The sequence below is a fragment of the Carboxylicivirga sediminis genome (genome assembly GCF_018156225.1).
Lineage (GTDB): Bacteria > Bacteroidota > Bacteroidia > Bacteroidales > Marinilabiliaceae > Carboxylicivirga > Carboxylicivirga sediminis.
Window position 1 is genome coordinate 41,647 of the sequence record NZ_JAGTAR010000025.1, and the last position, 23,601, is coordinate 65,247.

Sequence of the window (23,601 nt, forward strand, 5' to 3'; positions counted from 1 at the left end):
AAACAATTGGAATAGCTTTAGAATGTCACATTCACTCCAAACATCACCGTGCGTGGCAACGGATATAATCCCAAATCAATACCCGATGACCATGGATCAGTATCGGGACCATACCCTACTTCAGGATCCATACCATCATATTTGGTAAAGGTGTACAGGTTGTTAACAGACACATACACTTTTGCTGCACTCATCCAATCAACATCTCTTAGCAAGCGATCAAATTTGTATCCTACCGTCAGGTTATTGATGCGGAGATAATCGGCATCGTGCATGTAAATATCAGAAATCAGCTGGGTATTGGCATTACTGTTATAGGTCAGACGAGGCAAGCGGTTGGATGTACCTTCTCCATGCCAGCGATCAAATATCTGGGTCGTATAGTTTTGAGTTAAACGGTCAGCAAAAGAACGATACGATTGCATCACCTGGTGACCAAATTTACCTGCCATTGTAGTATTCACATAAACACCTTTATACTCAGCATTCAGTTGTATCCCTAATTCGAAGTCTGGTAATGGTTTTCCGAGCATAACACGATCATCATCATTGATGACACCATCTCCATTTTGGTCAACAAAGCGAACATCTCCCGGCTGACGAGGTTGGCCTGGTTCTGTTTCAATCATAATGGGTGTACCATCAGCTGTTACATAATTATCAACGTCCGTCTGATTTTGAAGAATACCATCGGTTTTGTAACCATAAAAGAAGCCAATTGGATTGCCTACCTGAACCCTGGCGATATCAGAAGTTCCCTGAGATAATACATGACTGGTACCATATATTATACCTTCTGCATTGGCCAGTTTGGTTACCTTATTTTTATTGTATGCACCTGAAACAGTGACTCCATATTTGAAGTCTGAGATGTTGTCATTCCAGTTCAACATCACTTCAAAACCCTTGTTTTCGATATCACCACCATTAATAAATGGTGCACCTGCTCCAAAAGTTCCCAATATTGGCGCATCTACTAACCAATCCTTGGTTGTCTTTTTATACCAGTCAAATGTAAAGCCCAAACGCGAACTAAAGAAACGTGTATCCAAACCAATGTTTATCTGTTCTGATGTTTCCCAGGTCACATCAGGATTAGGCACATTAGCAGGTACTGCAGCTTGCTGAGGAACATCTTTGTTAGGACCAAAATAATAGCCTTGAGCCCGATAAGCAATATTAGAGCTGTAAACAAAATTACGAATGTCCTGGTTTCCGTTCTGTCCCCAGCTGGCACGCAACTTACCATAGCTGAAAATATCAAGCCCACGTATAAATGATTCTTCACTGAAGTTCCATCCTGCGGATACTGATGGGAAGTACCCCCAACGATTACCTTCTGCAAAATTGGATGAACCATCGGCACGCATGGTAAAGTCTGCCATGTATTTCTCATTGAAATTATAGGATAAACGTCCCATATAGGACATTAATCCGCCCCCCTGAGCGGCCCAGTCTTTTCCCCAAGTCCCAATTTGTGTAACTTTTTCAGGGTTTTTTGTATTGTCAATGTAGGCATACTTAGGGTCTGCAAACAATGTATTACGCTTTTGACCACCTACATTTACATTCAAAATATCTTTCACCATCTCGGTACCAGCTAAAGCACTAAAACGGTGATTGTTGACATTAAAGTCGTAGGTAGCGGTATTTGTCCATGTATAGCGGGTTCCCTGGTACATATCCTGTTGTGCACCATCAACGGTATTCTGGTATTGAGTGCCCAACTCATAAGTTGGCGACCATGAGCGGCTGTGTCCAAACCAGGCATCCAAACCAAATGAAGATCGAACCTTTAGGTTCTTAACAGGCTCTAAAATGGCGTATACATTACCCACAATATTATTGCCTTTACCCCAGTTGTAGTTGTGACGGTAATACATGGTAGCAATTGGATTGTGCTGTCCCATAGCAATACCCTCTAATGTCGGAGCATATCCGCCTGTACGGTGATCAATATCTTCGTTTGACCAATAAACCGGCATCAGTGGATTTGTAACCAAAGCGTTATGTAAATCATTGTAATAGATATTACCGGTTGCAACAGCACGATTCTCGGTGTTGGTATAAGTAAAGTTCTCACCTAATTTCAATAATTCTCTGTCGTTTAGTTTAAGCACGGTAAACTCGGTATTTAAACGTCCTGTAATACGTTTGTAACCGGCATCGGTGATATGACCGCCAATAATACCTTCCTGATCGAAATAAGAGAAACCGGCTGAATACACAACGCCCTCACTGGCGCCGGTTACATTAATTGAGTGGCTCTGCATAGCAGCATTATCATTTGTCATTTCATCCACCCAATTAGTACCTTTCCAGCCACTTTGTAGTTGATCCCATACATCTTGTCCATATTCAGTCCCAAGATTTCCAGGAAATGTTTCATTCATATAAGTATTGCCATTCACAATCATATCCTGCCAATCAAATGGCTCAAGACGCTCATTGGAACGGGCCTCATCCATGATGAACATATACTCCTGTGCATTTAAAACAGGTAAAGTCTTATAGACATTTTGAACACCATAGTAGCCATCGTAAGTAATTTGAGGTTTGGCCCCTTTTTTACCTTTTTTTGTAGTCACCAGAATAACTCCATTAGCTGCACGTGAACCATAAATAGCAGCTGAAGCCGCATCTTTGAGCACATCAATGGATTCAATATCCGATGGGTTTAAGTAATCAATGCCACCACCTACAGCAACCCCATCAACAATGTACAAGGGTGATGCATTTTCAATGGTACCGGCACCACGAATCGTAACACGCGTACCTGCACCAGGTGCACCATTACTACGGGTAATATTCACACCCGGAGCTAAGCCCTGTAAAGCTTCCATTGCACTGGCAGTGTTTAATTCTGCTAATGCCTCCCCTTTCACATTAGCATTGGCTCCTGTTACCAAGGCTTTCTTTTGCACGCCATAACCTACTACCACAACCTCATCCAGGTCCGTGGCATCTTCTTCTAACTGCACATTGATAGTTGGAGAAGTCACCATCACTTCTTGTGCTTTCATACCTACAAAAGAGTACACTAACATATCGCCTTCGTTGGCCATCAGTTGATAAAACCCGTCAACATTAGTGATAGTACCCGATGTAGTACCTTTTAAAACAACACTAACCCCGGGTATTGGTGCTCCATCGGCAGCACCTGTAACAGTACCCGTTACAGTTAGGTTTTGAGCCTGGCTGGTTAAAGCCAGTAAAAAGAGAAAAATCCCCAATACATGTTTCATAATAAATGGATTTTAAATTATTCGATGGCACAAACATAAACGTCATTTGTTAACAAGTGCTAATACACATACCTCATAAAGCCCTCACTCCACCTCTCCAACGACCTCATTTTATCCTCATTTAACAACTACCTAACAACTCATATACTGACACTTAGGCATTTTTAAATTCTTAAAATAGCATACAATCGCCTCATTGGTGTATCTTTTACACTTACAGCCTTATTAGTATACATTTTTTAACACTTACTACTTTAAACCACCACGGTACAAGCTGAAAGAACGGAAGCGTACCTATAGGATTGATGAATATCCGTAATAAGAGACATAATAATCTTAAGAGATTTCAAGAACCAATGCAATTTGGATGAGAACTAGTAGAAAATAGGTAAGCAGCGTCAGAACGGAAACATCACAAATCCTTGCTGCATTAAAGAGATTTTTAGAAAGCTACAAAGGCACTAAAAACTGGATATATTGAAGCTCTGCTGTAATAAAGCTTTAGCCAATAGATGCAATATATTCTGAAAGGTCATCGCCGGTTTTAAGCCCTAACTTCTGACGCAGTTTATAGCGGTTGTTTTCAACTGAGCGTGTACTAATATTCATTAGTGAAGCAATTTCTTTAGAAGCCATCCCCATTTTGATATAAGCACATAACTTTTTCTCTTTATCGGTCAGTTCCATATGACGCTCAACTAGTTTATTGATAAAGGTTTGATGTACTTGTTCGAATTGTCTTTCAAATAACTGCCAGTTACTTTCATTATCAATATCCTTACCAATCTTTTGTATCAAACTTTCTATTTTCCTTTCTGATTCATCCTGACCTTTGATGCGTTTAATACGTTTTAATTGACCTTGCAATTCAGATAGTAAGTCATTTTTTTGCACAATATGTACCGTTAGGCTTGCCAGCTCCTGTTCTTTAAACTGCATTTCACTGCGCAACTTCTCATTCCGCATCTTAATAACTTCCTGCTCTGCTTTGAGCGCCTCATTGGTCAGCTGCTCTTCTTTTTTCTTGTAGAAATCTTTAGCCTTCAGCTTTTCTTTCTGTCGGTTTATTTCTATACGCTTGTTTATGATGCCCACGGTACCAAGTAAGACGATCAAACATAAGAGGACGTAAGCTAGCTTTGCATAGAAGGTTCGGTACCAGGGGGGCAGCACTCTAAATGAAATTGTATGTGGTATCGACTCTATTCCATAACTATTGCGCGCTTTAACTGCAAACAAATACTCACCTTCACGCAGTTTACTGAACTGACGCTTATTCTCTGGTGTCCATTCTGTATACGTCTCATCCAAAGATGACAAGAAAGTAGCATATTCAATGTTGTCATCTCCAAAGAAGGCTGCTGCATATTCAACTTCAAACAGGTTATTCTTATACTTATATACCAAATCATTAGAAGCATCAGCCTCTGAACTACCATTCTGGAAATAAGTATAGGCCAAACTATCACCCCTACCTTTAAAACTTCGAATGTGTACCTTGAATGGCTTCCTGAAATTTATGTAACTATGTAAATAATAATGTGCAAATCCATCCTCTATACCAAAAAACACATGAGATGAATCCGGAACACAAACTGATTCAAAGCTACTCACCAGTTTATTTTTTAATGGAATAAAAGGAAGTATGATGTTTTTGTAATTATCAGCATCTGTATATTGAAGCAACTCGACATGTTCTGGGTAAAACAACCATAAGTTCTTTAGCCCATCCTCAATAATTTGCGAAGGATACAACGATGCTTTAAAGAAAGCATCCAGCTTTTTATAAGGCTCTATAACGCCTATTTCATTTAAACAAAACAGTCCTTTATCACCTACAATCACAATCTTTTGAGCAATTTTTGTCACCTTAACAGAAACGCTTTGCTTAAAATGCGTGGGTCCATAGACTGCTGTTTTCAGTAAACTTTGGTAATCACTGGAAAAACTTAGCCGATATGCAGTGTCATAACCATCGGCTACCCATAAACGCCCCTGTTCATCCCAGTCCATAAAACGTGAAGGTTTATCAAATCCCTCCAGCTTTGTTTTGAATTTCCATCGCCCATTTTCCTTACTAAGTATAATCAGTCCTTCATATGTGCCACAAATAAGTTTATCAGAATGACCCGGTATAGGCAAAAACTTCCACACTCCGTTGACTGATGGCGGCGTTATTGAACGACTTTTTTCACCTATAACTTCGTAAACACCTAAGTTATGACCACACAGTATATTTTCATCATCGTGGTATAAACTCCAAACCTGTCCTTCTGTACCACTAATTTTAATAAAATGAGTTCGTTCTTTCAGCGGATCTTCAAAACGTTTTTGATCAATTTTATAGAGGCCCTGATTAGTTCCAAAATACCAATCACCCTCATATTTTTGCTGAACATACCCCGTTCCAATATTATAATAGCCTGCTAAAAAGGAAATACTGCTATTAAGGCTGATTCGGGCAATGCCATTATCTAAACCACACCATACAGCTCCCTGATTGTCAACAAAAAGCCCGAGAACCGTATTATTCTTCAACCCTTTATCTTTTCCAATATGTAATAATAATTCACCTGACATATTGGTTACCAGCAGGCCTTTTTGGATAGTTCCAAACAGCATGGTTTCATCATTGTAACGTACTGCACAAAACACATTCGCCTCTGCCAATAATGAATTCACCGAACCTTTCCATTTCTCTATGGCAGTCATATCCCAGGTAAAGGCCCCATTATTCATAGTCGTAATTAGTAGTTTACTCTTTGATAAGGGGATGATAGAAGTAATGTACTTATCTGCAAAGAAATCCCCATTTACCAAAGGAAAAACTTCGTTACCACGCAATTCCATCAAGCCATTTTGCTCATCATATACAAGTAACATCTCATTTGCAAGAAAACAGGACACAAAGCGCGACAAGTTAGGAACGACACTAACAACGTAATCATCCTTTATAATTACTAAAGCCTTTTCGGTGTGTAACACTATTCGCTCATTCCATAGATATATATTCCACACATCACCAAGACTACGAAGGCTATCATTGGTAGCCAGCGAAACAAAGCGAAACTGTTGCAAAGAATCATATTCGAAGTAACCAAAATCGTTATGAGCACCTGCATAAACCCTTTTGCCAATACACTTAACACTCCGAACAGCACCTGTTATAAACTTTCCATAACGTTGCCAGCGATTTCCATCAAACTCTAACAATCCTTTATTATTGGCGACATATATCAGGTCATTATCACTTTGCGACACCTGCCAGTTTTGAGTGGCACCATCATACTGCCGCCTGTTAAAATACTCAACTTCAGGTATACCAAACGTTTGCCCCTGAATAGTGACACTCACTAATAATGTTAAAACAAGAAATAAAGCTCGATTCATGTACTTGGTTTCTTTGGCTAAGCCTAAGATATAAATTTTCGACTATTAATAAACTTCCAACTCCCCTATACTCGTTGCAAACTCAAGGCCTAAATGTGCATTATTAGCATCTTTCTCAATTCCTCCAGGTATACCTATAACTCTAATAGCAGTCGTTTCAATCGGATTAAAATCAATTGTATAAGATTGATAAACGGGCTTTAGCCATTGAGTATTATCTAAATTCATCTTTGGGGCAATGGATAAACCATTAACATTTTCCCAATGATCAACCGCCCAGAACTGCACATCAAATGAAGTAAACCATCCATAAAACTCGCTGGGCTTACCATTATTATATATCAACGATGAAACGGTCTGTAGTTCATCCCATTTATACCCATAGTAATCAGGGGATTTCTGCTCTGACTGTCTCCTACCCATTAGTGAAGTTTTAGGATTACCATCACGCATTTGTTCCATATCATCAACATTGAAGATAGAATTTGAGATGATTTCATTAGCAGTATGTGCTTTATTATTACTGAACACGCGAATAGTTACATCAATACTTTTTTCTTCTTCGGGATGCCTAGCTACAATCTTAAAGTGATAAAGTCCCTCTATTTCAGGTGTACCTGACAATTGTCCTTTCGTTAGACTGATGCCCAATGGCAGTTCGCCTTCTACCGATAAAGCTACCTCTTCTCCCCGGCCTGTATGAATAGGGTACGCAAATGGTTGTCCAATCCTTGCACTCATCTGAGGAATTGGATTAAGCTCAAATGGCGCTACAAAATTGGCTTCCAATGGAATTTTATAGTATAATTTACCCCCGATTTCAACTTTCTCACCTCCCTGCGCCAATATAATCCTTTCTCCTTGTCGGACTGTGCGCGCAGCCAGCTCTGATATTTTCGCATCTGTCAGGCCCTCACGGGTTATCATTTTATAAGAATCATTGAATGGTTGTTCCCAATTAACTTCATTCAATGGGTACATTAGCTCCTTGGGAATACTTTCAAATCCATTTACCACCCCCAACAACCCACACATAGTAGCAGCCTGGTTGTCTGCATCCATTCCAAAAGCACAAGCATAATCCAATGTTTGCTGAAAATCGCCCTGGCCATATAATAAAGCCATAATTCCCAGGGCACCATTGAGCGTAGCATCTACTGCCGCCCAAGAGTGACGATTATAATCTTCAACCACGTAATACTTATCACACACATTTTGTCTGGCCAGCTGCCAATTGTCGGGATACAACGCATGCTGCTGCCTGACATACTCAACAGCATGGGCAAAACGGCTGTCAGGTGTCAAGGCCTTGTTTCCAATTTTAATGAGTTCATTAATGTTTTTTTCAAAGAAGGCTGCACTGAACATGGCCGCATAATGAAGGGTTGGCTCCAAACCAAAATCATCGCTGGTTATGCGGGCGGCATATTCCGATTTAGCAACTGCATAATCAATCATTCCGGGTGCCGTAATAGCCCAAATTTCATTCACCAGCTGTGGATCAATCTGAAACCATTCACTATTAAAACTCTTATCTCCCGTCACTGGCGGATAATGGCCCGCATGCATCAAAGTAACAGCCATGCGATTGGCAAACCATATACGTTCCTTAACATGTCCTTTCCAGGCTTCAGTCAACTGATAATAGGAAGGTTCAATACCATGTTTCTCCATCTGTGTCAGGTACATGTATTCAATATCCGTATCATCATCGGAGAAAGCGCCATCGTGCCTGCGCAAATCTTCTAAAGTAAAATCATATCCATAAGGAAAACTATCGGGCCCTGCCTCATCAATGTACTTAAACTCATAACCCAGTCCGTAAGTATTGCCGATTATCTGCCCAATCCAGGATGCATAAACGGCATCGTTATAATCCTCTACTAAAAGGTATTGGTAATATGTCCCTTCACTTCTATCGTGACACGAAAAGCAAACGACTATAAAACAGAGTATTGGTATTAGCTTCTTCATTTTGATTTTGATAATTCATTAATAAATGGAATCGAAGGTTGTGCGCCTCTCCGGGTAACTGCGATGGCCGCAGCATTCTTCGCCACTTCAATCGCTTCAGTGATTGCAACATTATCGGATAAACAACTCGCCAGGTAGCCACAGAAAACATCTCCGGCAGCTGTTGTATCTATGGCCTTAACCTTTTGAGCTGTTATAATTTGTTCATTCTCATTTTTCATTTTTTGCAGTACCCCTTGTGCTCCCATTGTCAATATAACTGCCTCATCCACATGAACCAGTAACTCTGAAACAACACGTTTTTTACTCTCCATATCGAGAAGCTGACGACCAGACAACTGCTCTGCTTCAGTTTCATTGGGTATTAGAATATCAACCAGCTTAAGTAAATCATGACTTAATATGCCAGCCGGTGCTGGATTAAGAATGGTTTTTACACCGTATTTTTTAGCCAGAGCCAGAGCCGTTTTTACTGTTTCTAATTGAATTTCCAATTGGACTAACAATACATCTGCTGATCGAATGACATCTTCCAGGCCTTTTACCTCATCAGGCAGCAGAGCCGCGTTTGCGCCACTCACTACTATAATTGAATTTTCGCCAGTAGTCTGATCCACGGTGATCATTGCCACACCAGTTGATAATTGGTCATCAACCAAGACATGACTCGTATCTATGCCATCCTCCTGATAGGCACTGATGGCATTTTGTCCAAATTCATCGTTGCCCACCTTGGCAATAAATGTAACCTGAGCTCCTGCTCTGGCAGCGGCTACAGCCTGGTTAGCACCTTTTCCACCCTGATGAACAATAAAGACTGTTCCAAAGACTGTTTCGCCCGGCTTAGGCATTGTGGCAGTTGTCACTACCATATCTGTATTGCTACTTCCTATAACTACAACTTTTTCCATGGCAACTACTGTTTTGCAATGATAATTAGCGAAAGACCAAGTAAAAAGGATAAAAACATTACCGTCAATAATCCATTGGTGCCTTTGGGGCTATTCTTAAATTCCTTCCAAACAAATACTCCCCAGATAGCCGCCACCAAAGTGGCTCCTTGACCTAAACCATAGGAAATGGCATAGCCCGCTTTCTCGCCCGACATGATACTTAGCAACATCCCCATACACCAAATAACCCCACCAAGTATGCCAATAGCATGCAGTTTGATTGAGCCATTTTTGAAGTAATTGGAAAAAGTAATAACAGGTCCACTCACTGGTCGTTTCATTAAAATAGTATTAAATAAAAAGCTAGATATAAACACCCCTATTGAAAAAACAAAAACTGCCGTATAGGGCGTTAATGTACCTGATTCAATATTTTTAAAAGAAGGCGACATTGATTCGGCCACAAACCGATAGAAAAACGACATTAAAAGGCCTGCGACCAATGAAATAAATATCCCTTTATTGGACCTTACATCCTGACGCATCTTTTTATATGCCAAAGCATTAATGATTATAGCCATCACAACCAGGCCTACACCAGCAAATAACACAAAGGAGTTATAAGCCTCGGGATGGGGAATAAAATTGACAAACACCCCTAAAACCAGGGCAAGACCAATGCCTATGGGGAACGCTACAGCCATCCCAGCCAAATCTATGGCTACGACCAGTAGTAAATTAGCGAGATTAAAAAGGACACCTCCCAATAAAGCCAGCGCGAGTATCCTGGGAGTACTCTGTGATAAGTTTTCTATAAAGCTTTGCCCTGTTGCGCCTGATGAACCAAAGGACAGACCAAAGAGTAAACTCAGGATTATTATCCCCAAAGAATAGTCCCAATAAAAAAGTGTAAAACTCCAGGATTTGGATGCAAGCTTTTGCGTGTTGGCCCATGAGCCCCAGCACACCATTGTTAGAATGCAAAAAAGCACTGCTGTCAGGTAATTTTCTACCACATACATAATTACTGAATTTCTGTTAGCGAACTATTGCAAGAATACTATAAATAGATGGTTTGAACCAGTACATGTGGCTCTATTGCACCTCATTTTTACCTCACTTTTAGAGTTTTTTTATCACCTTTAGGTTCAATGACTATTCAGACGATTTATTTTATATTTGAATCAAATAAATCTCAATCATGCGCCATTTTATATTTCTTCTTGTTTTCTTAATTCTGCCTTTACAAGGGTACTGCCAGCAAATAGATTCCTTATTATCTATACTTGAAACTACGATTACCCAAAGAAGCAGTTACGATAAAGTGCGCTTAACAAGAATAGAAGATCTTAAAAGAAATCTGAGTAAAGGGAATATGACAGCAGAACGCAAGTTCTATCTTCAGCAATTACTTATTGAAGAATATGAGCCTTTCAACTTCGATTCCACTCAACATTATTTAAATCTCAACAAGCAGCTTACTCATGAGCTAAAAAGCTTAGCCCTAACAAACTCTATCTCCTTAAAAATGGCCAAGATATTAGCTAGTTCAGGACGCTATTTTGAAGCAATAGAATATTTAAATGAGTTAGAATACAACTCATTATCACAATCAGATTTAAAGAACTATTATAGTAATTTAATTAAAATATATACCGATCTGGCCATTTACAGTCCAATTCACGAAACATACAGAAAATATTCAGGCATAGCACAATCATATACTGATAGCTTATCTGTCCTATTAAAAGAGGGCACAGAAGAGTATCTTGCAATTGAAGAGAAAAGATTCAGAGATAAACGATTATTCAACGAAAGTAAACGAATTAACGATCAACGATTAGCATTGACAACTCCAGGAAGCAGACAATACTCTCTAGTTACTTTCGAGCGTTCGTTAATATATGAATTAAAAGGAAATGTTAGTGAGCGAAAAAAATATCTGATTTTATCAGCCATTTCCGACATTCAATCAGCAGTAAAAGATAATGCATCTTTAACAACCTTGGCCTTAATACTGCATAAAGAAGGAGATATCAATAGAGCCTATCGCTTTATTAAATTTGCATACGAAGATGCGTCTTTTTATAACTCGAGGCTACGCTTTACTCTTATCTCAAATATTCTGCCGGTTATCAATGAGGCTTACCAAATAAGGGTTGAAAAACAGAAGAAGAAGTTACGCTCTTTTCTATTTATTATTAGTTGCCTGTCAGGTTTTTTACTTATTGCAATATATTTCATTTACAGACAACTGAAAACACTTAACCGGGCACAGTCCGAATTGGTTAATGCTAATGAGCAGCTGAAGAGATTGAATAACAGCCTCAAAGAGAAAAACCAAACGCTTAATGTTCTAAATGAGGAGTTGTCCGAATCAAACCTTGTGAAGGAACATTATATTGCCAATTTCCTTAGTATCTGTTCTAACTACATCGATAAACTAGATAGGTTGAATAAAGGCATTGGTAAGCAAATTAATGCTGGCAAGGTTGAGGACTTATTCAAACAAAGTAAATCGCGAAAGTTGATGGACCAGGAATTGAAAGAGTTCTATCAGAATTTTGATGATATCTTCCTACATATCTATCCGCACTTTGTAGAGGAAGTAAATAACTTATTACAAGAAGGTGAAGAGATCATGCTTAAAAAGAACGAAACACTCAATACTGAACTTCGCGTATTTGCACTTATTCGATTAGGTATTAATGACAGTTCTCGCATTGCTAAATTATTACGTTACTCGGTCAACACGATTTACAATTACAGGGTAAAAATTAAAAATAAGGCCAAAGGCAATCGGGATGAATTTGAACAGAACATTATGAGAATTGATGCTGTCAAATCATAATTCTTACTATTCTTATAACTCAAAAGTGGAAAAATAGCTTCATTTATCACCAAAGAACATCCACTTTTTTAAGGATGACGTAAATTATCATAGCACACATAATCAGGCTATTGATATTTTAATACATCTACTTTTTTACTACCCACTTTCGTTATTCATTTCTCAAACTTGTCTTTTTACTCTCAGTTAAAATCCGGCGTTTGAATATCAAATAAATCGGATTTGTAAATCGAGTAATAACACAAATTCAAGTTTAATGAAGAAACATCTTTACAAATCTATCCAAAGAGCTTTGTATAGAATACCGATGCTTATACTGTTATGCATATTTTCTATACTAACAATTCATGCTCAAAACCTCACCATTACCGGGAAGGTAACAGATTCATCAGGCCAACCAATTCCGGGTGCATCCATTGTGATTAAAACAACCACTATTGGGACAATCAGTGACATAGATGGAAACTATAGTTTAACCGGAGAGCTTTCTCCTGAAAGTATCTTAGTCTATAGTTTTGTTGGAATGAAGACACAAGAGGTTTTAGTTGGTAATCAAGCAACTATTGATGTAACCATGCAAGATGATGTGCATGGTCTGACAGAAGTAGTCGTTGTAGGGTATGGTACACAGGAGAAGAAGGATATTACTGGTTCTGTTGCTTTGGTCGGAGCGGATGAACTGGAGTCTCGACCTAATACTCAGTTGGGGTCATTAATCCAGGGACGTGCTGCGGGTGTGCGGGTAGCATCCAGTTCTGGTAAGCCTTCGCAAGGTTTAAGTATACGTGTGCGTGGCACCAATTCAATTACTGCAGGCAGCGAACCTCTATATGTGGTTGATGGCATACCTACAAGTGACACCCGTTCAATCAATCCTGCAGATGTTGAAACAATGACTGTATTGAAGGATGCTTCATCCGCTGCTATTTATGGGGCGCAAGGAGCAAATGGGGTAGTGCTTATCACCACTAAACAGGGAACGTCGGGTAAGCCTAAAGTAACCCTGGATGCTTATACAGGTTTTTCTGAAGTTTGGAATACCCTGAGTGTACTGAATGGCGAACAATACAGAGACTTGATGACAGAGATGGGGCAATCAACTGATTGGAACCGCTACAACAAAAATACTGACTGGCAAAAAGAGATCTTTCAGAGGGGCATCTCTCAAAACTACCAGTTGTCATTATCAGGTAAGAGCGAGCAAACTACCTACTATGTTTCTGGCGGTTGGGTGCAACAGGTAGGTGCAGTGCGCAGTTCAGAAATGGATCGTGCCAACTTTAAAATTAATCTGGATCAGGAAGTTAATGACTGGTTAAGCATTGGTACACGCATTGCCTATACCAGGTACCGCGATGTTGATGTCAATGACAATAATGCGATTAACCAAGGCGGTGTTATCACAGGTGTTATCAACACACCATCGGTCATAGGGATTTACAATGAAGATGGAACCTTCACTAGCAATCCATTTCAAAACTGGGAAAACCCGGTTGCTAGCACCGATGGTTCCGATCGCGAATATCGCCAGGAGCGTTTCCTTGGCAATTTGTATCTGAAAATCAAATTTCTGAAGGATTTTAGCATTAAATCAAATTTTGGTGTTGATTACAGCAATGGTATCTATGATTACTTTCTCGATCCTTACAGAACCAGTTATGGTCAGGCAAAAAAAGGCATTGGTACAAATAACACTGATCGCTCAAGCTACTGGATGGCAGAAAATATCCTTTCATACAATAAAAAAACAGGCAAGCATTCCATTGAAGCTCTGGCAGGTAACGTGGTACAAAAGTATTTGTGGGAGAATGCTTATATAACTACAGAGAATTTTGCCAGTGATGGAGTAAAAACAACTAATGGAGGCTCTATCATTGCATCGGCTGGTAATACAAAGGCCGAGAAATCGAATGTCTCATACATTAGTCGTTTAAACTATGTATTTGATGATAAGTACTTATTAACCGCCAACTTCCGGGCCGATGCATCAAGTGTCTTTGGAGCCGATAATCGTTGGGGATATTTCCCATCATTTTCTGCCGGCTGGCGTATCTCGCACGAAGGTTTTATGAACGATTTTGACTTCCTTAATGATTTGAAAGTACGCGCTGGATGGGGTATTGTAGGTAATGATCAGATTCGAAACTATGCCTATTATGGAACCGTTGGTTCAAATAATTACCCAATTGGCGGCACTCTAATGCCTGGCACTTATCCCAATGCAATGGATAACAATAGTCTGAAATGGGAAGAATCAGAACAAACCAATATTGGATTAGATATTAGTGTATTAAATGGACGGATTCAGTTAACGGCAGATGCTTATCATCGCAAAACACGTGATTTGTTGCTGGATGCCCCACTTCCAATAAGTACAGGCTACCAGGCTGCGTTACAAAATATTGGTAATCTCGAAAATAAAGGTCTGGAATTTAGCCTTAATACAGTTAATATCGATAAAGAAGTGAAGTGGAGCAGTACTTTCAATATCTCATTTAACCAAAATGAAGTAACCAACCTGGTTGTTGAAAGTTTGCCAATGGGTAATATTGCCGGACGTGGCGAAGCCATTCTTTTAGAGGAAGGCCAGTCGCTGGGGACTTTATATGGATATGTTTGGGGTGGTGTTGATCCGGCTACGGGTAATGCCTATTACATCGATGCCAACGGAGAAAGTACTTTTACCCCAACGGCTGATGACCGCCAAATTATTGGTAATGCTAGTCCTGATTTTTTCTATGGATTGAATAACACAGTTAGCTATAAAGGCATTGGCTTAACTGTATTTTTAGAAGGTGCTTATGGCAATGATATGCTGAATGCTACTCGCATTGACTCAGAAGGCATGACTGATCCAAAGAATCAGCTGTTAACCGTTAATAACCGTTGGAGGCAGCCTGGTGATGTAACGGATACCCCAAGAGCAAGCTGGGCCAATACCGACAACTCGCTCATATCAACACGCTTTATCGAAGATGGTTCGTATCTGCGTCTTAAAACTGTTACCCTAAGTTACGACATACCCCAAAGTATTTTGTCTAAAGTCAACTTGTCCAATGTACGTTTGTATGCAACCGGAGAAAACCTGCTAACTTTTACCGATTATTCGGGCTTTGATCCGGAAGTCAATGCATTTGGCGGTTCCAACACCATGCAGGGCATTGATTATGGCACCTATCCGCAAACACGAAATATCATTTTCGGATTGAACGTTACTTTTTAATTCTTAAACCGAAACATCATGAATTTTAAAACATATATAATAGGGGGCCTAATCGTATTATCTGCCTGGTCGTGCGATGATTTCCTGGAACTTAAGCCCTTGTCAGAAGAGACCACAGCGACTGCATATACAAAACTGAGCCAAATTGAAGCCGCCTTAACAGGTGCCTATGAATCTTTCCAGTCAGATGCCTATGTATGGAACAATGTACAATTTCAGGATGTACGCTCTGATAACCATTATGCAGGTGGAGATAATCCATCCTTTTACGAAATAGATTATCTGGATATTTCTGCTACCAATGACAAAGTCAATCAAAGCTGGGGCAATATCTATAATGCCATATTAAAAGCGAATATTGTTCTGGAACGAGTTGATGATGTTACGGATCCATTATTAACGGAGAAGCGCAAAAAGGAAATCATTGGCGAAGCCTTGTTCTTAAGAGCTTATCACTACTACAACCTGGTTAATTTATATGGAGGAGTGCCACTTATTTTGGAAGCAACAAAATCAACCGATGCGGGTAGCGTTAACATTCCTCGCTCAAGCGCTGAGGAGGTATTTGCGCAAATCATTTTGGATTTAGATGAAGCCAGCAAGATTTTACCAGATAACTATGGTAATAATGCTGCTGTGAACAAAGCGCGCGCTACTGCCGGTGCTGCCTGGGCATTAATGGCTAAAGCCTATGCTCAAAAACCATCACCTGAATATAATAAAGTACTGGAGTGTATTGATGAAGTTGAGAAGAGTGCTGCTAATTATAAACTGATTGATTACACCCATCTGTTTGACGGGGCACATTATAACAATGATGAATCAATTTTAGAAGTGCAATGGATAGCTGGTTCTGATGGCAATTGGGGGCCACAGCTATTGTTGCCACCTTCAATAAGTGGTGATTCGTGGCGCAAGTTTGTAACTCCTTCAAAAGACCTGGTAGAGGCTTTTGACGCTGAAGGTGATGAGATACGTAAAAATGCAACCATCCTCTTTGAAAATGTTGCCTGGATTGATGAATACTATGGTATTGATGAACCAAGTGATGGTAATGCTATGCCAAACAGTGTGGCATTTGGTTACAAATGGAAACATGCCGATGGATGGTCAAGTGGCAATCGACAATACCTGTTGCGCTATGGCGACATCGTATTACTAAAAGCTGAAGCTTTAAATGAAACGAATGAATTAGCATTAGCTGTTGCAGAGGTAAATCGCATCCGCAATCGTGTTTCATTGGATGATTTGACTGACGAGCAAAAGAGCTCCAAAGAGGTAATGCGACAAACCATTCTCAATGAACGTCGACTGGAGCTGGCACAGGAAGCGCAGCGCTGGGACGATTTGGTACGCTATGGCGTAGTGGTAGAAACCATGAACAATCTGGTTGAAATTGACTTACGCAATGCTCAGGCTATTGATTACAATATGACAAGCGATAAAACTCTTTTGCCTATCCCGCAGCAGGAACTGGATCGAAACCCAAATCTAACGCCTAATCCATCAAACTAAATACGATGACAATGAAAACATTTAAGAAACATATATTGTGGGCAGCTTTGCTAATGCTCACGCTGTGGAGCTGCGAGGAGAAAAGCAATCTGCAGCCAGAAGGCAACTGGGATTTGAGTGCTCCAGCGTTAATGCCTTTAAATGGTGATAATAAATTAGTGCTTGATGAAGCGAATCCACATGGTAAAATTACTTTTAATTGGGAAGCAGCGGTTTCATCAGCTAAATATGGGGTGTATTATACTGTTGTAATCGATTCGTTGAATGCAAGCGATGTGAATCAACCAATCATTCAATTCAAGTCACTGGAAGGCGGTAAGAGCAACAGCGCTTCAATTACCAATCTGGAGCTGAACGATGCTTTATACATGGCAGGCTTCCTCCCCGGGCAGGAGCTGGAATTACAATGGGCTGTTCAAGCCGTGTGCTTATCAAAGATGACAAGTGATGAAGCCGATGTTACTGTTACCCGTTACGATGATGATAAACTATTTTTATCAGGTAGCGCAACCGAAGTGGGTGATAATGTAACTAATGCTATCAAGATGATGCGACTAAGCAATGGTGCAGGTGAAAAGCTGAAGTTATACGAGTCATACACTGAGCTTAAAGCCAATGAAGGCTTTATGGTTTTTAATGGTCGTAGTGAAAATGCCATTGCCTATGGCGTGGACAACGAAGGCAAATTAGTTCGTGATGGTCAACCTATCACCGTTGATGCAGATGGTGTGTATCGCATCAATATTGATTTCGAGACCATGAGTATCTCATTCCATAAAGTCGATCGCCTGGGACTGATTGGTTCGCCACTTGCCGGAGGTTGGGGAGCCGATGAGGCTCTGGAATATATAGGTATGGGTGTTTGGCAAAGCGATATAAGTTTCCCGGGAACAGGTGGCTACATCATACGTGCCAATAACAACTGGGAAGGCATTATCAAACACAAAAGCGGTAGCGTGAACGATGTTGTCCGCGAAGATTTTGGTAACGAACAGGGTATTGCTTTTGAAGATTTTCAGCAAAATGAAGCTGGTTTATATACTGTTACATTAACACTTGATGGCAATAATTACACAATGAATCTGGAGAAAGCTCCTGAGCAACGTATGTATGTTATTGCCAACGGCACTGATGCTTATGAGCTAACCATGGTTGGCGATGGCATTTTTGCAACCACCAGCTACATTGCACTGCAAACAACAGACAATGTACTTGTTAACACCAAGGCAGATGGAAGCGGAATCAGCTACAGTATCAGCGATGCTATGGGACAAGGTGATGATAACAAAGTGGAGGCGACCGCAAGCATGTCTGAAAGTACAACTCCTTTCTCCCCTGTTGTGGATCAGGCTTATGGTTTTGTGATAGATGTTAAAACAGGCGAACTAAAGTGGCACTACTACAACCTGAAACTCTTCCACTGGGATGAAGTTGGTGGTGGTTGGGATACCCGAACAGAAACCTTATTAAGCTATTCGCATCCTTTCACATTTACAGCAACTGCTGACTTACAGGCCGGTTATCACTCGAAGGTATTCTCGCCATGGGAAATCTTGTTTGGAGCAGCAACAAGTGAAGATGTAAATGCATTAAGTGGAAACATGCTCAATGATGGCGGTGCAGCCAATATAGATAACATATCTACCTCTGGCTCTTATGATTTTACACTAACCATTACAGCTGATTATTCAACAGGAACCTTCGAATTTGTATCTAAATAAATAAGAGAGTGGAGTCCAATTAATGTTATTGGACTCCACTCTTACTAATAATAAGCAGGAAGATGAACCAAAGAATTATTCGACTAATCACTCCTATTCTACTAATCATTATACTGGGCCTAATGGGTGCCCGATGTCAAAAGGAAGAGCGTATTACACCTCCTCCTCCGGTTATGCCCGATGCATTAGATATATCCATGCGCTTATCAACCTACGATGGCGTAAGTAAGTTTAGTCAGCAGGATATCAAGTTTTATGCTATTGAACCCAATAATAATCCAACCATAAGCATTACAGCTGAATCAAAATACCAGGTGATGGATGGTTTCGGATACACTTTAACAGGCGGCAGTGCCATGCATTTGAAAAAAATGAGCGACAGTAAGCGCAGTCAGCTGCTGTATGAATTATTTAATAATGAAGATGATAATATAGGTGTGAGCTATTTGCGCATCAGCATTGGTGCTTCTGATTTAGATGCTGCTCCATTTTCATATAACGACTTGCCCGCAGGTCAAACTGATGAGGAGATGACGCAATTTTCACTAGTTCCGGATAAGCAATACCTGATTCCTGTTCTGAAAGAAATTTTAGCGATTAATCCTGACATCAAAATTTTAGGCTCTCCATGGTCTCCTCCCACCTGGATGAAAGACAACGGTGCTACCAAAGGCGGTGAGCTACTAAAAGAGTATTACCAGGCTTATGCAAAGTACTTTGTTAAGTATGTTCAGGAAATGCAAAAAGAAGGTATTATCATTGATGCCATTACAGTTCAAAACGAACCATTGCACCCCGGTAATAACCCAAGCTTGTATATGTCGGCAACAGCTCAGGCTGAGTTTATCAAAACGGCTTTAGGGCCTAATTTTGAAGCTGCTAATATCAGTACTAAAATAATTATATACGACCATAATGCTGATAAACCTGAATATCCGATTTCCATCTTGAACGATGTCGAAGCTAAGCAATTCATCGATGGTTCTGCCTTCCATTTATACGGTGGCGACATTGATAACCTGAGCCAGGTACACAATGCGCACCCGGATAAGAATCTATATTTCACAGAACAGTGGATTGGCGCACCGGGTAGCTTTGGTGATGATATGGTTTGGCATACGCGTAACCTAATAATCGGAGCACCTCGCAATTGGTGCCGCAATGTATTGGAGTGGAACCTGGCAGCCAACTCCGCTTTGGAGCCTCATACTGATGGCGGCTGCACCAAGTGTCTTGGAGCCTTGACCATCGATGGAGATAAGGTGGTGCGCAATCCGGCTTATTATATTATTGCTCATGCCTCAAAATACGTAAGTCCTGGTTCGGTCCGTATTGAAAGTAATATTCCAAACAACTTACCCAATGTGGCCTTCCTGACACCCGACAATAAGATTGTTGTTATTGTATTGAACGAAAGTGATAGCGAACAGCAATTTAACATTGAGCTGGGTGAACAACTCACCAGTACAAAGCTGGCTGCTAAAGCTGTGGCTACTTACGTTTGGAAACAGTAACAAAAACTCATTTTAACCACACCAAACCTCATTTTTACCTCATCATACATAACAAACCGTGACTTGATTAGCCTGTAAAAGCTAAGTTTATAACAATTACTAAAAAACAACCATTATGAAGTTATACATACCAGTATTAATGGCTGCTTTGGCAATAGCTTGCTCACCCAAGCAGTCAACTGACATGGAAGTGGTAAATAACAATTTGCCTTACAGTCTCGAAAATAAGACAGTTCGAGTATTCGAGACATCAAAAACCGGTGGAGAACGAATGGCTGCCAAAGGAATTAATGAGTTTGGTGAAGCCAATCAACCTTTAGAATCAGAGGTAGCTGTTTTTGTTAATCCCAACAAACAGTTCCAAACCTTTATTGGTATCGGCGGAGCCATCACCGATGCCTCGGCCGAGGTCTTCCATAAGCTGTCTGCCGCCAATCAAAAGAAACTGGTGGATGCCTACTATGGCCCTGGCGGTAATGACTATACGCTGCTGCGCACCACTATTCATAGCTGTGATTTTTCCAGCGAAAGCTACACCTATATTGAAGAAGGTGACAAAGAACTGAAGACTTTCTCCATTGAACGTGATAAAAAGGAACGCATTCCAATGATAAAGCGTGCCATGGCACAAGCCTCAGAGCCATTGCTATTTTATGTCAGCCCCTGGAGCCCACCTGCCTTTATGAAAGGTCGCGAGCACATGCTACAAGGTGGTAAACTATTACCTGAGTTCTACCAGTCATGGGCCAGCTACTATGCCAGGTTTATCAAAGCTTATGAAGCCGAAGGTATGCCGGTTTGGGGCTTAACCATTCAAAATGAGCCGATGGCGGTGCAAACATGGGAATCATGTGTCTACACAGCTGAAGAAGAAAGGGACTTCCTGAAAAACTACCTTGGTCCTACTTTGGAGAAAGAAGGTTTAGCAGATAAAAACATTGTGGTATGGGATCATAACCGTGACTTGATTTCGCACCGTGCCAACACCATTTTTGGTGATCCTGATGCGGCTAAATATGCCTGGGGAATTGGTTTTCACTGGTATGAGCGCTGGGCTGGCGGCGAATCTATGTGGCGTAACCTAAGTAATGTAAAAGAGTCATACCCGAATAAACAGTTACTGTTTACGGAAGGGTGCATTGAGGCATTTGATGAAACACAATACCAACGCTGGTCCAATGCAGAACGATATGGTAAATCAATGATCAACGATTTTAACTGCGGAACAGCCGGATGGACCGACTGGAATATCCTTCTGGATCACACAGGTGGACCAAACCACGTTGGCAACTTTTGCTTTGCACCAATACACGCCGATACGCGAACAGATGAATTGATTTTTACGCCATCGTACTATTACATTGGTCATTTCTCGAAGTTTATACGCCCCGGAGCAAAGCGTGTGAGCACGACAACTAGTCGCAGCCACATTAACAGCACCTCATTCATCAATACTGACGGTACAATGGTTACTGTAGTGATGAATGATACGGAAAAAGCCATCATCTATAAGTTGATTGTTGACCAACATGAAACAGTAATGGAGATACCTGCTCACGGTATTCAAACATTAGTCTACTAATACTAGGTTTTCATTAATATACACAAACACAAAAACGGGCGTTCATTTTACCAGAACGCCCGTTTTATTATTTGTAATAATGCTACTAAAAAACCTTACTGAACATTACTAATGGTTACTACACTTCGTGATGGTATTATCAACTGATCTCCCTCATTAATTTCTTGCTGAAAAGCCAGGTTATTTTCGTTCTTACCATCTGTCAGGTATACTTTCATTGGGCCATTCAATGAGGCATCATTGAAGGTTAACTGCACAGGCACCTCCGTATTAAGGTAATTGGTGAGAACAATAGTTGCCTTACTTTTATCTGTTGAAACAAATGCACATGACATAATTCCGGCAAGTGATTGTTCATCGGTTTTTGCATCACTTCTGGTGAGCATCACCCGCTGCATGCCATCCCTAATAAAACGCGAATAGTTACCCAAGGCCCAAAGTGTTTTAGAGTCATACAGTGCCCCATCGTTTTTATTATAATCAATGTAAATCAATCCATCTTTGTAATCATAGGGACTGATGGCCAGCCACCATTGCCACGATGAAGCATTAGCTATAGCCAGATCGGTAAAAATGACACGCGAGGTGTACAAGGCTGTCTTCATGCCTAAATCGCGCCCATTACCTTCTATTTCCGAATTGTTTTCCAACACACAGTATTCACTCATCCAGAATTCGACTGGCTCCGGATTACTTTTTATAGCGTCCTGCACTTTACGCCGTGTTGTGCTCATATCAGTTAACGGCCAGGTAGTATAATAGCTATGAGCTGCTATTTTGGGTGCCACTTTAGAAAGATTGCCCAGGTACTCTGATGAAGCAGGGTCGAAGAAACTATACACCTGAAAGCCTCTCCCTGCTTTTCCGGCATTCTCATACATAAAATTTAATTGAGCCGACTCTGGTATCTCAAGCAAGGCTTCAACACCTTTTTGCTCAAAGGCAATATTAATCACTCTTGTTGCAGTGGCAATCTTCGTGTTCTGGGCAGGTGTCCCCTCCTGGCTTTTGTTGGTCCAATCCCACTGCGGCTCATTAAACGGACTGATGTATTTCAATTTAACTCCATCCAGCTCGTTAAGTTTTATAGCAATATCAGCCAGGTAATTGGCAAAGAGAGAATAATTTTCTTCCACCAGATTATAACTATTTTTATCCGAAGAAAACGCCTTCCCATTTTTAGTGAGACTAACAGGAGGGCTGTTAACAAAACCAATGAACTGATTCACACCTCTTTCCTTAGCTGCTTGCAGAAACCAACGCTGGCCCTGGTGTTTACTCCAATCATAAACACCTTTGCCGGTCATAAATGATTCAGCCCGTCGCCACTCATCCTCTATCTCGCTGGCAGTTCCTTGCTCAGAGCTACCAGCACCTATATTAAACCGCCATGTATTCAGCCCGATACCCTTCGGATGCCCTTCTGCATCCAGCTCTGTACTAAATAACCAATCGGCCATTTGTTCCTTTTTGTCCTCGGACCAGTTTTTTCCAACAAACTGACAACTCCAGGCGTCGGATGCCCCAAAGCCATGCACCGTCTGACGCGTAGCAGCAGCCTCAATAGTCAGCTTTAGTACAGAGCCATCATCAGGTTTGCTTCCCGCCTCCTTTTGACAGGAGGACAGGGCAATAAACAATGCTAAATATATCTTTAAAATCATTTTTTGTTGCTTCTTGTTATTCATACTTC

The 23,601-nt window shown here is 40.6% G+C and carries 12 protein-coding genes; 6 read left to right on the forward strand and 6 right to left on the reverse strand.

Annotation, left to right across the window (positions count from 1 at the left end):
• Nucleotides 1–17: 17 nt before the first annotated feature.
• From KDU71_RS15495 to KDU71_RS15515, 5 genes are all read right to left on the reverse strand, one after another.
• Complete coding sequence (locus tag KDU71_RS15495; RefSeq protein ID WP_212192004.1) at nt 18–3,245, reverse strand: SusC/RagA family TonB-linked outer membrane protein; 3,228 nt, start codon at nt 3,243–3,245, stop codon at nt 18–20.
• Between the two features lie 501 nt (nt 3,246–3,746).
• Complete coding sequence (locus tag KDU71_RS15500) at nt 3,747–6,635, reverse strand: helix-turn-helix and ligand-binding sensor domain-containing protein (protein ID WP_212192005.1); 2,889 nt, start codon at nt 6,633–6,635, stop codon at nt 3,747–3,749.
• A gap of 45 nt (nt 6,636–6,680) precedes the next feature.
• Nucleotides 6,681–8,609, reverse strand: a complete 1,929-nt coding sequence (locus KDU71_RS15505) for an ADP-ribosylglycohydrolase family protein (protein ID WP_212192006.1) — start codon at nt 8,607–8,609, stop codon at nt 6,681–6,683.
• The gene (gene rbsK, locus KDU71_RS15510) at nt 8,606–9,520 is read right to left on the reverse strand and encodes a ribokinase (RefSeq protein ID WP_212192007.1); all 915 of its coding nucleotides are present in this window, start codon (nt 9,518–9,520) and stop codon (nt 8,606–8,608) included. The genes KDU71_RS15505 and rbsK overlap by 4 nt, the downstream gene beginning before the upstream one ends.
• A 5-nt stretch (nt 9,521–9,525) precedes the next feature.
• Nucleotides 9,526–10,524 carry a GRP family sugar transporter gene (locus tag KDU71_RS15515; RefSeq protein ID WP_212192008.1) on the reverse strand — a complete coding sequence of 333 codons (999 nt, stop codon included), beginning with the start codon at nt 10,522–10,524 and terminating at the stop codon, nt 9,526–9,528.
• 179 nt (nt 10,525–10,703) lie between these two features.
• Between KDU71_RS15515 and KDU71_RS15520 the strand changes: the two genes are divergently transcribed.
• The 6 genes from KDU71_RS15520 to KDU71_RS15545 all read left to right on the forward strand — a co-directional run bounded on the left by KDU71_RS15520 (nt 10,704) and on the right by KDU71_RS15545 (nt 21,908).
• The gene (locus KDU71_RS15520) at nt 10,704–12,353 is read left to right on the forward strand and encodes a DUF6377 domain-containing protein (protein ID WP_212192009.1); all 1,650 of its coding nucleotides are present in this window, start codon (nt 10,704–10,706) and stop codon (nt 12,351–12,353) included.
• 256 nt (nt 12,354–12,609) lie between these two features.
• Nucleotides 12,610–15,576, forward strand: a complete 2,967-nt coding sequence (locus tag KDU71_RS15525) for a SusC/RagA family TonB-linked outer membrane protein (protein WP_212192010.1) — start codon at nt 12,610–12,612, stop codon at nt 15,574–15,576.
• Between the two features lie 18 nt (nt 15,577–15,594).
• Nucleotides 15,595–17,091, forward strand: a complete 1,497-nt coding sequence (locus tag KDU71_RS15530) for a RagB/SusD family nutrient uptake outer membrane protein (protein WP_212192011.1) — start codon at nt 15,595–15,597, stop codon at nt 17,089–17,091.
• Nucleotides 17,092–17,102: 11 nt separating this feature from the next.
• On the forward strand, nt 17,103–18,812 hold the full coding sequence (locus KDU71_RS15535; protein ID WP_212192012.1) for a SusE domain-containing protein: 1,710 nt from the start codon (nt 17,103–17,105) through the stop codon (nt 18,810–18,812).
• A 62-nt stretch (nt 18,813–18,874) separates the two neighbouring features.
• A complete protein-coding gene (locus tag KDU71_RS15540) occupies nt 18,875–20,326 on the forward strand; it encodes a glycoside hydrolase family 30 protein (RefSeq protein WP_212192013.1) in 1,452 nt (483 codons plus the stop codon).
• 115 nt (nt 20,327–20,441) lie between these two features.
• The gene (locus KDU71_RS15545; RefSeq protein WP_212192014.1) at nt 20,442–21,908 is read left to right on the forward strand and encodes a glycoside hydrolase family 30 protein; all 1,467 of its coding nucleotides are present in this window, start codon (nt 20,442–20,444) and stop codon (nt 21,906–21,908) included.
• A 95-nt stretch (nt 21,909–22,003) separates the two neighbouring features.
• On the opposite strand, the gene KDU71_RS15550 is transcribed toward KDU71_RS15545, so the two are convergent.
• The gene (locus tag KDU71_RS15550; RefSeq protein ID WP_212192015.1) at nt 22,004–23,596 is read right to left on the reverse strand and encodes a glycoside hydrolase; all 1,593 of its coding nucleotides are present in this window, start codon (nt 23,594–23,596) and stop codon (nt 22,004–22,006) included.
• Nucleotides 23,597–23,601 lie beyond the last annotated feature (5 nt).